The organism is Synechococcus sp. WH 8101, assembly GCF_004209775.1.
Taxonomy (GTDB): Bacteria; Cyanobacteriota; Cyanobacteriia; order PCC-6307; family Cyanobiaceae; genus Synechococcus_C.
The window spans coordinates 451,976-467,331 of the sequence record NZ_CP035914.1; the positions used below are offsets into that span (position 1 = coordinate 451,976).

Annotated in this window: 10 protein-coding genes and 1 tRNA gene; 6 read left to right on the forward strand and 5 right to left on the reverse strand. The window is 64.8% G+C overall.

The annotated features are described in order from the left end of the window. Positions 1 to 11 precede the first annotated feature (11 nt). Positions 12 to 215: a hypothetical protein gene (locus SynWH8101_RS02075; RefSeq protein ID WP_130128376.1), complete on the forward strand. Its 204-nt coding sequence runs from the start codon at positions 12 to 14 to the stop codon at positions 213 to 215. Next, positions 205 to 1,326, forward strand: a complete 1,122-nt coding sequence (locus tag SynWH8101_RS02080) for an FUSC family protein (protein ID WP_130128377.1) — start codon at positions 205 to 207, stop codon at positions 1,324 to 1,326. Before SynWH8101_RS02075 ends, SynWH8101_RS02080 begins: the two co-directional genes overlap by 11 nt. On the opposite strand, the gene lipA is transcribed toward SynWH8101_RS02080, so the two are convergent. After that, positions 1,314 to 2,192, reverse strand: a complete 879-nt coding sequence (lipA, locus tag SynWH8101_RS02085; RefSeq protein ID WP_130128378.1) for a lipoyl synthase — start codon at positions 2,190 to 2,192, stop codon at positions 1,314 to 1,316. The two genes, SynWH8101_RS02080 and lipA, sit on opposite strands and share 13 nt — an antisense overlap. Before the next feature lie 18 nt (positions 2,193 to 2,210). Here lipA and SynWH8101_RS02090 point away from each other — a divergent pair. After that, positions 2,211 to 2,284 (forward strand) — tRNA-Pro (locus tag SynWH8101_RS02090). A gap of 11 nt (positions 2,285 to 2,295) precedes the next feature. Here the strand turns inward: SynWH8101_RS02090 and cobJ are convergent. Next, complete coding sequence (cobJ, locus tag SynWH8101_RS02095) at positions 2,296 to 4,176, reverse strand: precorrin-3B C(17)-methyltransferase (protein ID WP_130128379.1); 1,881 nt, start codon at positions 4,174 to 4,176, stop codon at positions 2,296 to 2,298. Next, complete coding sequence (locus tag SynWH8101_RS02100) at positions 4,173 to 5,360, reverse strand: hypothetical protein (RefSeq protein ID WP_130128380.1); 1,188 nt, start codon at positions 5,358 to 5,360, stop codon at positions 4,173 to 4,175. Before SynWH8101_RS02100 ends, cobJ begins: the two co-directional genes overlap by 4 nt. Before the next feature lie 417 nt (positions 5,361 to 5,777). On the opposite strand from SynWH8101_RS02100, the gene psaA reads away from it, so the two are divergent. The 3 genes from psaA (at position 5,778) to SynWH8101_RS02115 (ending at position 11,189) form a co-directional block, all read left to right on the forward strand. Then, entirely contained in the window at positions 5,778 to 8,081 is a 2,304-nt protein-coding gene (psaA, locus tag SynWH8101_RS02105) for a photosystem I core protein PsaA (protein WP_130128381.1), read from the forward strand. A 21-nt stretch (positions 8,082 to 8,102) separates the two neighbouring features. Beyond that, complete coding sequence (psaB, locus tag SynWH8101_RS02110) at positions 8,103 to 10,313, forward strand: photosystem I core protein PsaB (RefSeq protein ID WP_007100658.1); 2,211 nt, start codon at positions 8,103 to 8,105, stop codon at positions 10,311 to 10,313. Between the two features lie 129 nt (positions 10,314 to 10,442). Next, a complete protein-coding gene (locus tag SynWH8101_RS02115; RefSeq protein WP_130128382.1) occupies positions 10,443 to 11,189 on the forward strand; it encodes a DUF3598 family protein in 747 nt (248 codons plus the stop codon). A gap of 1 nt (position 11,190) precedes the next feature. On the opposite strand, the gene SynWH8101_RS02120 is transcribed toward SynWH8101_RS02115, so the two are convergent. Both SynWH8101_RS02120 and SynWH8101_RS02125 read right to left on the reverse strand, forming a co-directional pair. After that, on the reverse strand, positions 11,191 to 12,117 hold the full coding sequence (locus tag SynWH8101_RS02120) for a cupin (RefSeq protein ID WP_130128383.1): 927 nt from the start codon (positions 12,115 to 12,117) through the stop codon (positions 11,191 to 11,193). Positions 12,118 to 12,200: 83 nt separating this feature from the next. After that, positions 12,201 to 15,341 (reverse strand): efflux RND transporter permease subunit, encoded by a 3,141-nt coding sequence (locus SynWH8101_RS02125; RefSeq protein WP_130128384.1) that lies wholly within the window; start codon positions 15,339 to 15,341, stop codon positions 12,201 to 12,203. Positions 15,342 to 15,356: the final 15 nt, after the last annotated feature.

Below are 15,356 nucleotides of genomic sequence, written 5' to 3' on the forward strand. Positions count from 1 at the left end.
CCAGCCACCCCATGTCCCGTCATCCCCTCGCCCCATCCAGTTGGTTGAATGCCCTGCGTCAGCCGGCGCCGTGGATCGCCCTCGTGTTGCTCGCGATCACGGTGTTCAGCACGGCACCAAGGCTCTGGTTCTGGTTGGCGCTGCTGATGATTGTGCTGCTGGTGGGCTGGGTGCAGGCGCTCAAGCATGACCCGGCCGATCCCCATGGCGACTGAGGCCCAGTGGCTCGGCTTGCGGGCGGCGCTGGCGATCGGTCTCGCTGCGAGCATCACGCGGCTGATCTGCCTCACGCTCGGTCTGGGCGATATCCCCGCCGCCTATGGCGTGGTGGTGGGCGTGTTGGTAGTGCGTCCAGATTTCTGTCGCTGGCCTCCGCTCATCTACCCGGTGTTGATGCTGATCGCCGCTGTTGCGATGGGCCTGGGGCTCAGTGTGCGCATGATGTTTCCCGATGCCCCCCAGGTGTGGTGGTTCGGCATTGTTGGCGTGGTGATGCAGCTCCTGGCGGTGGCACTACCGGCCAAGCTGGCGTTGCTCACCAATGTGGTGGCCGCCGCCGGGGTGCTCCCCCTGCTGGATCCGTCGGCCGCCTGGGCTGACTGGGGACATCAGCTGGAGGCCATCGCCATCGGCTTGGCCGTTGGCACCGCCCTGCAGTGGGGATTGACGCCATCGGGCTATGGCGCCCCGGCACCGCCCAGTGGGCCGGAGGGGGAGGATCTGCCTCTGCCGGAGCGCTATCGCTTGGCCTTCGCCAGCTGGAGCTTCTGGCGCAAACTTGTGCTGGCGGCGTTCGCCCTGGCGATCGGCGTTGGCCTGGGAGCGCAGACCCCCAAATACCTCTATTTCGGTGTGGTGCTGCTGCTTAACGACAGCATTGGCGCCACCATGGCCCGCGTGCGCGACCGGATGGTGGGGGTGAGCCTGGGGGTGTTGATGCCCCTGCTGGTGTTCAACACCATCGGTCTCAACAGCGTCGGTGTGGGGTTGGCCATGGGTGGCACGGCGGCCCTGGTGGCTGCCCTGAATCTCGGCCCCTACCTGCGCACGGCCCTGATCTCCAGCGGTGTGGCGTTCGCCGGCTATGGGCCGCTCGTGGCCTGGTACATCCCGAATCGCTGGATCGACTACCTGCTGGGAAGCGGCCTGGCGCTGTTATCCGGGGTGCTCCTCTTTCCCCAGTCCTCGTTGCGCCGCTACCGACGTCTATTGGATCGGGGTGATCCGGAAAGCCTGGAGCAGCTGCGCCGGCTCTACCCGGCGGCCCGTGAAGAAGCCGCCTGGCTGGGGCAGGGGCTTGTCAGTCCAGACGCTCAGCGTGGGTGAGTGGCCATCAACCGTTGAACCTCCGCCGCGTGATAGCTGCTGCGCGTCAGCGGGCTGCTCACCACCTGCAGGAAGCCGAGCTGGTCTTCACCATGCCGGCGGAAGCTCTCGAATTGGTCCGGGGTCACGAACCGCTGCACCGGCAGATGCTTGGGCCCAGGCGAGAGGTACTGGCCGATGGTGACGATGTCGACCGCATGGCGCCGCAGGTCGGCCAGCGTCTCGTGCACCTCGGCATCGGTTTCCCCCAGCCCCACCATCAGGCCTGATTTGCTGTAAACCTTCGGCCAGCCCTCCCGAACGCGTTGCAGCAGCTCCAGGGAGCGGCTGTACACCCCCTGCGGTCGCGCCCGTTTGTAGAGGGTGGGAACGGTTTCGATGTTGTGGTTCAGCACATCGGGCCCGGCGTCCATCACGGTGGCCAGGGCGTTCCAGTCGCCACAGAAATCAGGAATCAGCAGTTCGATCGTGGTGAGGGGAGAGCGCTGCCGCACCTGTTGGATGCAGGCGACGAACTGGGAGGCGCCGCCATCGGCGAGATCGTCGCGGTTCACCGAAGTGATCACGACATGGCGCAAGCCCAGACGGGCCACCGCCTCGCCGAGTCGCTCCGGTTCGGTGGGGTCGAGCTCCCGCACGCTCTTGTCGAAATCAATGTCGCAGTAGGGGCAGGCGCGGGTGCAGCCCGGCCCCATGATCAGAAAAGTGGCGGTGCCGCCGGCGAAGCATTCGCCGATGTTGGGGCAGCTCGCTTCCTGGCAAACCGTGTTGAGCCTGAGATCGAGCAACAGATCGGCCACGGCGCCGATCCGTTCCCGCTGCGGCGCTTTGACGCGCAGCCACTCAGGTTTCAAGGCGGAGGTCATCTTCTACAGTCGGGCCATCGGGATGTAGCGCAGCTTGGTAGCGCACTTCGTTCGGGACGAAGGGGCCGCAGGTTCGAATCCTGTCATCCCGACTGCATGACGATCAGCTCAGGGCAGCGCCGGGGTACCCCCTCGGCGTCACCATCTGATCCGAGGCGACGTAGGTGCTGCTGTTGCCCACCAGTAACACCGTCAGCATGTCGACGTCGTCTGGATTGAGCGCGCCCAGGGTGGTGTGGTGCAGGCTCTCCTCCTTGCGGCCGAGCTGGCGGGCCAGCAGCACGGGCGTGGTGGCGCTCCGTTCCGCCAGCAGCAGGTCCCGGGCCCGGGCCAGTTGCCAGTCTCGATCTCGGGAGCGGGGGTTGTAGAGCGCCACGACGAAATCGCCCTTGGCGGCAGCCTCCAGCCGTCGTTCGATCACGGGCCACGGGGTGAGGCGATCACTGAGGCTGATCGTGCAGAAGTCGTGCATCAGGGGGGCTCCCACCCGGGCTGCCGCCAGCTGCAGCGCGGAGATGCCGGGGTGCACGGCAAAGGCGGGGCGCTCGCATTCCGGCAGGGCCAGCCAGAGCTCCAGGGCCAGTCCTGCCATGCCGTAGATGCCGCTGTCGCCCGAGGACACCAACGCCACCCGCACGCCCTGCCGGGCCAGGTCCAGCGCCTGGGCGCAGCGTTCCCGTTCCCGGGTGAGCTGACCATCCAGGCGCACCTGATCGCAGCGCCGCAAGGGTTCCAGCAGGTCGAGGTAGAGGCCATAGCCCACCCAGACGCTGCACTGGGCCAGGGCGCGCCGGGCCTCGGGAGTGAGAAGGTTCAGATCTCCAGGACCGCTGCCGATCAGATGGAGCTGCCCCCGCTGGGGAGCCTGGGGCAGGGCCGCCTGGGCGATCGCCACCGTGGCGGCACCCCGTTCCTCGCTGCTCTGCGGTTTTTCGATTGTTTTCGTCTGCCGTAGATGGCCCTGTTCCCCTGCAGCGAGAAGGGCTGCGGCTTCCGCCACCGATGCCGTGCCCATTTCCGCTTTCACCACGTCGGACGGGGTGGGCACCGCCACGGCCGCCAGTGCTTCAGCGCTATGCAGGCGCATGGGCCAGCCGCGTTGCTGCGCCAGGGCGATCAGGGCTGGTTCATCGCCTTTGCGATCGATGCTGCTCAGGCCGGCCACCGCTTCGATCGCCAGGCCGGCGTCTTCGAGCGACCGTTCGATCGCCCGGGAGATGAGGCTCAGGCTGGTGTCTCTTTCGCAGCCCACCCCAAGCCAGAGGCAGGCGGGATGCCAGGCACAGCCGTCGTCGCGGCGGTGCTCCGGGCCGATGGTCAGATCCGCCTCGAGCGCATCGTCCGTAGCGCAACAGTTGTGTTGAGCCCCTGGCGCCTGACGCCAGAGCGGGCTGCCGGCGGTCTGCAGGACACGGCTGCTGCGGTTCTGCGCTCGTTCAATCATCAGCGCGCTCCATCGGCTGCCACTGCCGCTGCGCTGCCAGCCCCAGCCCTCGCCGAAACCATCCAGGGCCAGGCGGTCGTGGCGGGCGCTGTCGCCCGTGATCACCGCCTGCCCGTTCAGCGCAGCGGCCAGACCATGGGCCCACAGTTCAGCGCCGGCGCGATGGCTGCCGAGGAGGGGAATCACCTGGCCACCTTCAGCATCCAGAACGAGCACGGCCGGATCTGTCTCTTTGTCGGATAACAGTGGCGCCACGAGGCGGGTGGCTGCTCCCACGGCCCCAATCAGGATCAGTCCGCCGCACCGATCCCAGTGGTTCGCAAGCAGATCAGCGGCAGCACCGATCAGCAGGTCGGCCGGTGGGCTGGGCAGGGAGGCTGACGCCTGCGGCGTGAGGGCGATCCAGTGGACTTCGCCGGCTTGTTGAAGACGCTGCAGCAGGGGAAGGGCACGGCTGGATAGCCCCAGAGCCAGGCAGGGCTTTGGGGCTCGGGTCGGTGACGGGGAAGCGGCGTTCAGAACAACACGGTCGAGGGTCAACGCTGGGTGCCGTCTGGATTCAACAGCTCCCGCGCTGATCCTCCCAGGCTGGTGGTCGGCAGCCGCGGTGGTGGCTCGGCGCGCTGGGGAGGAGGGGCGTCCTCAGGGGCCATCTTCGGCTCGAGATCCGGTTCGATCTTTGGGGGTGCTGCCGTCTCGCCATCGGTTGATGGCTCGGGTTCCATGGCCAGCGTCGGCGCCGTTTCAACGTCCGGTTCCGGTTCCGGTTCCTGTTCGGGGTCTGGCTCTGGGTCTGTGGGTGCCGGGGTCTCGCCCAGAAGGCGAGCGAGTTGGTTGTCGCTCAGGTGGTCTTGCAACCAGATGGGTGGCTGCTCTGATCCCTGCGGTGTGGCGCGCAATTGGTTGTTGAACACGGGCGTGATCGGTTCTCCGAGGCCATCCAGCAGCTCCATCTGCACGGCCTGGGTGCCGCGTCCCTTGGTCTGCAACCACAGGGCCTGCTGCTGGTCCAACAGAACGCTGTCGCCGTTGAGGGTGAGTCGCAGGCGCCAGCGCCCATCCCCCTCGCGCAGGTTCTGCAAAGGGGCATTCCACACCAGCCAGTCGAGAAGCAGGGGTTGGCCTTGGCTCAGTTCAGAGGGACTGACCAGCACCAGCCAGGGATCCTCAGGACCGGGCTGGGTGTTGGGCAGGGCCTGAATCTGGTGCAGCCGCCACTGCAGGCTGGCGCCGGGGAGCTTGACTGCCTCGCCCCATGGAGTGGCGGCGTAGGCCGTGAGCCGATGGCTGCCCGGGCTGAGCGCCGGCAACGTGACCTGGATCCGCCCATCGTTGAGATGGCTGAAGCGTTGGGGGGGGGCTCCGTCGATCTGCAGGGCGATGTGGGCGCCGGGGCCCAGGTCCGGATCGGCTGTGACCGGCCAGTCCTCGACCTGCAGGGTCAGGGTCCAGGAGGCCTCACGGAGCACTGTTCCGTCCTGCGGACTCACCAGAGAGAGTCGGGGCCGCCGGCCATCAAGGCGACGCTGCAGCTGCTGGACGCCGCCGGGTGCGGCGACCTCCTGCAGTGTGCCGCTGGCGGCCGGGATCACCGGGCTCGCCCCATCGCCGCCGGTCGTTGTGGACCAGGGGAGGGACAGGGCGGAAACCGGGCTGGTCCAGCTCAGCGTGATGCAGGCGCAGAGCAGAACCGTCATCAGGCGGCGCAGAGCCGGAGGCCCCATGGACGATGCGGCGGATAAAGGGCATTCTGAAGCTCACCGGTAGCGCCGCCCACCCGCCGCTGTTTGTGTTAGTCAGGACGAAAAGATTCTCGTCAGCACGTGCGGAAAGAGCTCAAAGTTTCCCGGGTTCGTTGTTAATCACTTGCCGTCAGACCCCCTGTCACGACTGGTTCGCGGCGGGATTGAACCTTTGTAACTCCTGGGTCGGGAGATGGATCTTCGCCTCTATGCTTCCGCCAGCGGTCCCCTCTTTGGGGCCCAATGCTCCAGTGAGAGTCAGGGATTTCTGTTCCTGGCAACCACTGGCGCCCGGGTGCGGTGACGCTCTGCTGAGCTGTGCCCGGGGCCCCGGCGAGCCATTTGGTTTGCCGGAGGGGTGGCCCACCACCTCGATCCCGTCCCTCGAGGAACGACTCGATGACCATCAGCCCACCAGAGCGTGGGAGCACCGCGAAGAGCCAGGTCGAAAAGGTCAACAATCCGGCGACCTTTGAACTGTTCGGTAAGCCCGGACATTTCGACCGAGCCCTCGCGAAAGGTCCCAAAACCACCACCTGGGTTTGGAACCTCCACGCCAACGCTCACGATTTCGACAGCCACACGAGTGACCTTGAGGAGGTCTCTCGGAAGATCTTCAGTGCTCATTTCGGCCATCTGGCCGTGATTTTCATCTGGCTGAGCGGCGCTTTCTTCCATGGCGCCCGCTTCTCCAACTTCTCCGGCTGGCTCGCCGATCCCACCCACGTGAAGCCCAGTGCTCAGGTGGTGTGGCCGGTGTTCGGCCAGGAAATCCTCAATGGCGACATGGGTGCCGGTTTCCAGGGCATCCAGATCACCTCCGGTCTCTTCCATGTCTGGCGTGCCTGGGGCATCACCAACGAGACCCAGCTGATGTCTCTGGCCATCGGCGCTCTGGTGATGGCCGGCCTGATGCTGAACGCCGGTGTCTTCCACTACCACAAAGCAGCGCCAAAGCTGGAGTGGTTCCAGAACGTTGAGTCGATGCTCAACCACCACCTGGCTGGCCTGCTGGGTCTGGGCTCCCTCTCCTGGACCGGGCACCTGCTGCACGTGTCTCTGCCCACCACCAAGTTGATGGATGCCATCGACGCCGGCCAACCGCTGGTGCTCAACGGCAAGACGATCGCTTCAGTGGCAGACATCCCCCTGCCGCACGAATTCTTCAACCAGGATCTGCTGGCGCAGCTCTATCCCGGATTCAGCGCCGGTATCGGTGCTTTCTTCCGCGGCGATTGGGCTGCCTACAGCGACTTCCTCACCTTCAAGGGTGGCGTGAACCCCGTCACCGGCAGCATGTGGATGAGCGACATCGCCCATCACCACCTGGCCATCGCGGTGTTGTTCATCGTGGCCGGTCACATGTACCGCACCAACTGGGGGATCGGTCACTCCATTAAGGAGATCCTCGAGGGTCAGAAGGGCGACCCCCTGCTGTTCCCCGCCACCAAGGGCCATGACGGCCTGTTTGAGTTCATGACCACCAGCTGGCACGCTCAGCTGGCTGTGAACCTGGCGATGCTCGGCTCCCTGAGCATCATCGTGGCCCAGCACATGTACGCGATGCCTCCCTATCCGTACATGGCGATCGATTACCCGACCCAGATCGGTCTGTTCACCCACCACATGTGGATCGGTGGCTTCCTGATTGTGGGTGCGGCCGCCCATGGCGCGATCGCGATGATCCGCGACTACGACCCCGCCAAGCACGTGGATAACGTGCTCGACCGAGTGCTCAAGGCCCGCGATGCCCTGATCAGCCACCTCAACTGGGTGTGCATCTGGCTGGGCTTCCACAGCTTCGGTCTCTATATCCACAACGACACCATGCGTGCCCTGGGTCGTCCCCAGGACATGTTCAGCGACTCGGCGATCCAGCTGAAGCCCGTCTTCGCGCAGTGGATCCAGGGTCTGCACGCTGCCGCCGCCGGCAGCACCGCACCCAACGCGCTCTCCAGCGTCAGTGAAGTCTTCAACGGCACCGTCGTCGCCGTTGGCGGCAAGGTCGCCGCTGCCCCGATTCCTCTGGGCACCGCTGATTTCATGGTGCACCACATCCACGCCTTCACGATTCACGTGACGGTGCTGATCCTGCTGAAGGGTGTGCTCTACGCCCGCAGCTCCCGCCTCATCCCCGACAAGGCCAACCTGGGCTTCCGCTTCCCCTGTGATGGCCCCGGTCGTGGTGGCACCTGTCAGGTGTCCGCCTGGGACCACGTGTTCCTGGGTCTGTTCTGGATGTACAACTCCCTCTCCATCGTGATCTTCCACTTCAGCTGGAAGATGCAGAGCGATGTGTGGGGCACGGTGAATGCCGACGGTTCCGTTCAGCACATCACCAACGGCAACTTCGCCAACAGCGCTATCACCATCAACGGTTGGTTGCGTGACTTCCTGTGGGCTCAGGCCGCACAGGTGATCAATAGCTATGGCTCCAACACCAGCGCCTATGGCCTGATGTTCCTGGGTGCCCACTTCGTCTGGGCCTTCAGCCTGATGTTCCTGTTCAGCGGCCGCGGCTACTGGCAGGAGCTGATCGAGTCCATCGTTTGGGCTCACAACAAGCTGAAAGTGGCTCCGGCCATCCAGCCCCGTGCGCTCTCCATCACCCAGGGCCGTGCCGTGGGTGTTGCCCACTACCTCCTGGGCGGTATTGCGACCACCTGGGCCTTCTTCCACGCCCACATCCTTGTGGTCGGCTGATCTCCACCTGTCTTTTCCCTAATGGCAACGAAATTCCCTTCGTTCAGCCAGGGTCTGGCACAGGACCCGACAACCCGCCGTATCTGGTACGGCATCGCCACGGCTCACGACTTCGAGAGCCATGACGGAATGACGGAGGAGAAGCTTTACCAGAAGCTCTTCTCCACCCATTTCGGTCACCTGGCCATCATCGGCCTCTGGGTTTCGGGCAACCTGTTCCACATCGCCTGGCAGGGCAACTTCGAGCAGTGGGTCGCCGACCCCCTGCACGTGCGCCCCATCGCTCACGCAATCTGGGATCCCCACTTCGGTCAGGGCGCGATTGACGCCTTCACTCAGGCGGGTGCGTCCTCCCCGGTGAACATCGCCTACTCAGGCCTGTATCACTGGTTCTACACAATCGGCATGAAGACCAACGCCGAGCTGTATCAGGGTTCCATCTTCATGATGATCCTGTCGGCCTGGGCTCTCTTCGCCGGCTGGTTGCATCTGCAGCCCAAGTTCCGTCCCTCCCTGGCCTGGTTCAAGAACGCTGAATCACGCCTCAACCACCACCTGGCCGTTCTCTTCGGCTTCAGCTCCATCGCCTGGACCGGTCACCTGGTTCACGTGGCGATTCCTGAGTCCCGCGGTCAGCACGTGGGTTGGGACAACTTCCTCAACGTGATGCCCCACCCCGCCGGTCTGGGCCCCTTCTTCACCGGCAACTGGGGTGTGTATGCCCAGAACCCCGACACCATGGGTCAGGTGTTCGGCACCGCCGAGGGTTCGGGCACGGCGATCCTGACCTTCCTGGGTGGATTCCACCCCCAGACGGAAGCCCTTTGGCTCACCGACATCGCCCATCACCATCTGGCCATCGGCGTGATCTTCGTGATCGCCGGCCACATGTACCGGACCAACTTCGGGATTGGTCACTCCATCCGCGAGATCCTCGAAGCCCACAATCCCCCTAAGGGAACCCCTGGTGACCTCGGCGCCGGCCACAAGGGTCTCTACGACACCATCAACAACAGCCTGCACTTCCAGCTCGGCCTGGCCCTCGCTTCCCTAGGCGTGGTCACCAGCCTGGTGGCGCAGCACATGTATGCGATGCCTTCGTATGCCTTCATCGCGAAGGACTACACCACCCAGGCAGCGCTTTACACCCACCACCAGTACATCGCCATCTTCCTGATGTGCGGTGCCTTCGCCCACGGTGCGATCTTCTTCATCCGTGACTACGACCCCGAGGCCAACAAGAACAACGTTCTGGCCCGGATGCTCGAGCACAAGGAAGCGATCATCAGTCACCTGAGCTGGGTCTCTCTCTTCCTCGGTTTCCACACCCTCGGCCTCTACGTCCACAACGATGTGGTCGTGGCCTTCGGGACTCCCGAGAAGCAGATCCTGGTGGAGCCCGTCTTTGCCCAGTTCGTCCAGGCCGCTTCCGGCAAGGCGATGTATGGCTTCGACGTGCTGCTCTCCAACGCCGGCGGTGTGGCCGCCAATGCCAATGCGGCCTACATGGGCGGCTGGATGGATGCCATCAACAGCGGTGGCAACGATCTGTTCCTGCCGATCGGCCCTGGTGACTTCCTGGTGCACCACGCCATCGCCCTGGGCCTGCACACCACGACCCTGATCCTGGTGAAAGGCGCACTGGATGCCCGTGGCTCCAAGCTGATGCCCGACAAAAAGGACTTCGGCTACTCCTTCCCCTGCGACGGCCCCGGCCGTGGCGGCACCTGCGACATCTCGGCCTGGGACGCCTTCTATCTGGCCGTCTTCTGGGCTCTGAACACTGTGGGTTGGGTCACCTTCTACTGGCACTGGAAGCACCTCGCCATCTGGCAGGGCAACGTGGCTCAGTTCAACGAGTCCAGCACCTATCTGATGGGTTGGTTCCGCGATTATCTGTGGCTCAACAGCTCCCAGCTGATCAACGGCTACAACCCCTTCGGCAGCAACAACCTCGCCGTCTGGGCCTGGATGTTCCTGTTCGGCCACCTGGTGTGGGCGACAGGCTTCATGTTCCTGATCTCCTGGCGTGGTTATTGGCAGGAGCTGATCGAGACCATCGTCTGGGCTCATCAGCGCACGCCTCTGGCCAACCTGGTGGGCTGGCGCGACAAGCCTGTGGCTCTGTCGATCGTTCAGGCGCGTGTGGTGGGTCTTGCCCACTTCACGATCGGCTACATCCTCACGTACGCCGCCTTCCTGATCGCTTCCACCTCTGGCAAGTTCGGCTGATTGTCAGTCGCTTGACTCGCCAACCAGTGAGTCGTTCATCCACCCCGTCCGGTTTACCGGGCGGGGTTTTTTGATGGCGGCTGTGGCTCTGGTGTGGCCATAGGATCCGGCCTCTGCTGCCGCGATCGGATGACCAGTCAGTGGGACAACTTCCTGCGCAACCTCGGCGAGTGGCACGGCACGTTTGCGTCGCTGGATTCCCAGCAGCGGGAGCAGTCACGCACCTCCTCGATTCTCACCTTGGAGCAGGGAGACGATGCCCGTCTGGTGCGCTTCGGGTTGCAGCGCTGGGAGGACGCGGCGCTTTCAGGCCCGGCGGCTGAGCGTGGCGCTCCCAGCAGCGCCATGCAGCAGGACTACCGCACCCTTGGCAAGCAGGTGGTGTTCTTTCCTTCCGGTACGTTCTGCAAGGGGTCGCAGCAGTTGGCGCCCGGAACGGCCTTTGGTGGTGAATTCGGCTTCATCGCCGGCGACCGGCGTCATCGTCTGGTGATTCTCTACAGCGAGGCCGGCCGCTTTGAGCGCTCGGTGCTGATTCGCGAGTTCCGTGCCGGCACGGCGACTGAGGAGCAGCCTTCCCTTGCGGCCGAGCAGTTGTTCGGCTCCTGGCAGGGAGAGGAGGCCACGATCAGCGCGGATTGGCCCGAGCCCAGTGTTCAGGCCATCACGATCACGATCGAACCGGCTGATCTTGCTGGCGTCCGCTGGCTGCCCGACGCCGGTGGTTTTCGCGTGCCGGAGCAGGTGAGCCATCGCCAGGCCTTCCTGGTGGAGGCCTGGTGGAAACCGGGCCCCGACCAGTTGGAGCACCTGATTCGCCGCTACGACGGCACCGGCGCCTGGCAGTCGGCCAGTCTGCAGCGCCTGCGGCGCTGAGTCAGGCGCTGAAGGTGATGTCGAGGGTGCGCAGGTAGGTGTGCAGGCCGGCATCCTGAATCGGCAGCACATAGGCATCGGCGCCCGAGTTGTTGTGGTGCGAATGCCAGTAGCCCGGAGGTGTCACAAAGGCGGCGCCCTCCACCCAGTCTTCCCGGTGGGGATTGCGGATGGTTCCATTCGTATTCAGTTCTGTGCCGATCAGGGTGTAACAGCCCGGTTGGCAGGCCACCGCGAAATCGAGGGCGATCGATTGGTGCCGGTGCGGTTTCTGCATCTGACCCGCCGGCAGAATGCCGAGCATGGCCCAGAGGGTGTGGCTCACGGTGCGCGACTGGGGAAAGGCGCTGTTGCCCATGAGGATGCTCACCCGATTGGCTTTTGCACCGCTCGGACTTGCGGCAATCTCGGCGAGGTGCCTCTGGCTGTCGTGATGGCTGTAGAAGGTGGCGGCGAAGCGGGCTTCGCTGGGGATCACGCCGAGATGGCGCAGCAGGGGGGCGTCATGCACCCAGTAGAGACCAGCGTGGCCGTCACTTGCATGCACGGCGTCACCTCCCGCCGGCAGCACGAGCATGTCGCCCTTGCTCCAGCGGAACTGGGCGCCGCAGGCTTCGGTCTCGCCCTCGCCTTCGGCCACGAAGAACAGCTGACTCGTGGCGGTCGCGCTTGTGCGCAGATCACCGTGATCGAGGCGCACGAAATTGGCACAGAGGGACGGGCCCGTAGCCGGCCCCTCGCAGCCCAACTCCTGGCTGAGGTCCAGGGGCAGGATGGCGTTGCCCGCCTCCTGGAAAAAGGCCGGCGAAAAACTGCGATAGGGAATCGCAGCGGTCAGTCCGTTGCGGATCGGGTTGGCGGCTTCGGCGTAGGAGAAGAACTGCGCCTGCTGCGATGACGGGCTGGGTCTGGTTGCGCTCCTCACCATGGCGTCGGCACTCCGTCACGAAACATTGCAGAAAGCCTAAGGATCAGGCCGTCAGCATTCGGTCGTCATGGTGGCCGTTTTGTTCAGCCATCCAGCTGCGGCGTGGGCTCGGGTCGCACACCGCGCCAGCGCTTGAGCAGCAGATACATCGCCGGCACCACAAACAGCGACAGCAGCGTCGACACCAGCAGGCCACTGAACACCACTGTGCCGATACTGATTCGGCTGGCGGAGCCGGTGCCGCTGGCCATCAACAGGGGCAGGAATCCCGCCAGGGAGGTGACGGCGGTGAGCAGGATCGGGCGCATCCGGTTGATTGCCGCCCCTTCGATCGCGTCCAGCAAGGCCATCCCCTGCTCCAGGCGCTGGTTGGCGAATTCCACGATCAGGATGCCGTTTTTGGCGGCCAGGCTCACCAGCACCAACATGCCCATCTGGCCATACACGTCGAGCGGCAGGCCCCGCAGCTTCAATCCGATCAGGGCGCCGAGCAGGGCCATGGGCACCGTGAGCAGGATGATCAGCGGGTCGAGGAAACTTTCATAGAGCCCTGCCAGCAACAGATACACCACCAGAATTCCCAGGCTGAACAGAATCCACGACACGTCTTCCGCCTTGGTTTCCTCGTTGGCCAGGCCGGTGAAGGCCAGGCCGAGGCTGCTGCCGCCGGTGCGGTCGCTGATCGCTTCCAGCAGGTCGATCGCTTGGCCGCTGCTCACGCCATCGGCCGGAATCGCCGTGATGCTGATCGAGCGGCTCTGGTTGTAATGGGTGATGCTGTTGGCTCCCTCCGCCCGTTCCAGCCGCGCCACATTGGCGACGGAGACCAGCTCCCCCTTGCGGTTGCGCACCATCAAGCCGGTGAGGTCGCCTGGATTGGCGCGTTTCTCGCCATCGAGCTGCAGGTAGATCGAGCGGATCTGGCCGCCTTCGAAGGTGTCGTCGATGTAGCGCCCCCCGATCGCCGTGCCGATGTCCCGCAGGGTCTGCCCCACCGGGAGATCCAGGGCCGCCATCTGACTGCGATCGATCTGCAGCCGCCAGCGCGGTGAGCTGGCATCAAAGCGGGTGCTCACCCGCTCGAACTGACCAGTTGCTTCGGCGGCGCGGATGAAGCGCTGAGCTTGCTCTTCAAAGTCCTTCAGGCTGAGCTGACCGGCGCTGCGATCGAGCAGTTCCAGCTGCAGACCTGCCTCGCTGCTGAAGCCGCGCACGGTGGGGGGGGTGGTCACGATTACACGGGCATCGCTGATGCGTTGGCGCAGAGCCTGATTCAGGCGGTCTTTCACCGCTTCACTGCTCTGATCCTGTCCCGGACGTTCCTTGAGCGGCACCAGCCTGAGATAAAACGATCCCTTGTCTTCGCCGCTCTGGCCGAAGGAGCGACCGGCATAGAAGTTCCCGGTGCGGATCAGAGGTTCGTCGGCCACCACTTGCCGGATCTGGTCCATCACCGCCTCGGTGCGTTCCAGGCTGGCGCCATCGGGCAGGGTGAAATAGCCACGAACTTGACCCTGGTCTTCGTCGGGGATGAAGGCGGTGGGCATGGTCGTTAGTCCGAGGCCCGTGATCACCAGCCCGGCCAGCAGCAACCCGATCACCAGCCGGCCGCGGGGAAGCCAAGTGGCCAGCACGCGGCCATACGTCTCCTGGGTGCGGCTCATCCCGTTGCGGAGGGAGGCGCTCAAACGTTTCAACGGTCCAGGCAAGCGACCGCCCCCAGGCCCCAGCACCCGGGCACAGGCCATCGGTGTGAAGGTGAGGGCGTTGAAGGTGGAAAACAGAATGGCGCCGGTGATCGCCAACGCGATTGGCTGATAGAGGCGTCCGATCGAGCCTGGAATCAGCAGCACCGGCACGAACACCGCCGCCAGCACCAGGGAGGTGGCGATCACGGCACCGGCGAGTTCGGCCATGGCATCTTCGGCGGCCCCCTGAGGTTCGGCCCCCCGTTCGATGCGTCCGGCGATGTCTTCACTCACCACAATCGCGTCATCCACCACGATCCCGGTGGCGAGCACCAGGCCGAACAGGATCAGGCTGTTGAGGTTCGAGCCGCTGACTTTCACGATCACCAGGCTGCCGATCAGGGCCACCGGCACGGCGATACCGGGGATCATCGCCAGGCGCCAACGCCCCAGAAACAGCACCAGCACCACCAGCACCAACAGCACGGCATCGCGCAGGGTGTCGGTGGTGCGATCGAGGTTGGCCTGCACGGTTTCGGCCACATCCACGATCACCTGCATGGTCAGACCGGGCGGGAAGCTTTCCTGCAGCTTCGCCAGCTCCGCCTGCACCGCACGGCTCACCTCCAGCGCATTAGCGCCATCCCGCTGGAAAATGCCCACTGCCACAGCGCTCTCACCCTGGAGGTTCATGGCGCTGCTGCCGTAGTTCTCCTTGCCGAGTTCCACCCGGCCCACATCACGGAGGCGCACCAAACCGGCGTTGTCACTGCGCTTCACCACCATCGCCTCGAACTCGGCCTTGCTCAGTAGGCGCCCCTCCGCATCCACCGGCAGGCTGAACACCTGACCTTCCGGCGCAGGCGCTTCGCCGAGGCTGCCCAGGGCGGCCAGCACGTTCTGTTCGGCCAGGGCCGTGGTGATGTCGTTGCTGGTGAGGTCGTATTGCTCCAGTTGGTCGGCATTGAGCCAGAGCCGGAAGGCCAGCTCACTGCTGCCGAACACGCGTATGTCGCCGACCCCTGGCGTGCTGCGGAGCGATTCGCGCAGACTCTGGTCGAGCCAGCCACCGATGAAGGTGGGGGCATACAGACCCTTGGGGGCGCTGAAGCCCAGGATCAACAGGATGTCATCGGAGGAGCGGCGCACGCTCAGCCCCTGACGCGTGACGGGCTGAGGCAGGCGTCGGTTCGCCAGGTTCACCTCGTTCTGCACCTTGATCGCGTTCAGCTCGGGATCGCCGCTCTCAAAGCGCAGGCTGATGCTGGCGCCCCCCTGCCGGCTGCTGGAGCTCATGCTCTCCAGGCCCTCGAGGCCGTTCAGTTGTTTCTCAAGCACCGCGGTCACGCTCTGCTCCACCACCTCCGGCCCCGCGGCCGGGAAGGTGGCGCTCACGCTCACCCGCGTCGGGGCCAGTTGGGGAAGGTCCTCCAGCCCCAGGCCCACCAGGGCCACCAACCCTGCCAGCAGCACAAGCAGGCTGCACACGATCGTGAAGACCGGTCGGCGCAGAAACGGCTGGGAAATCGACCGCAATCCGGGTCCGTCTGA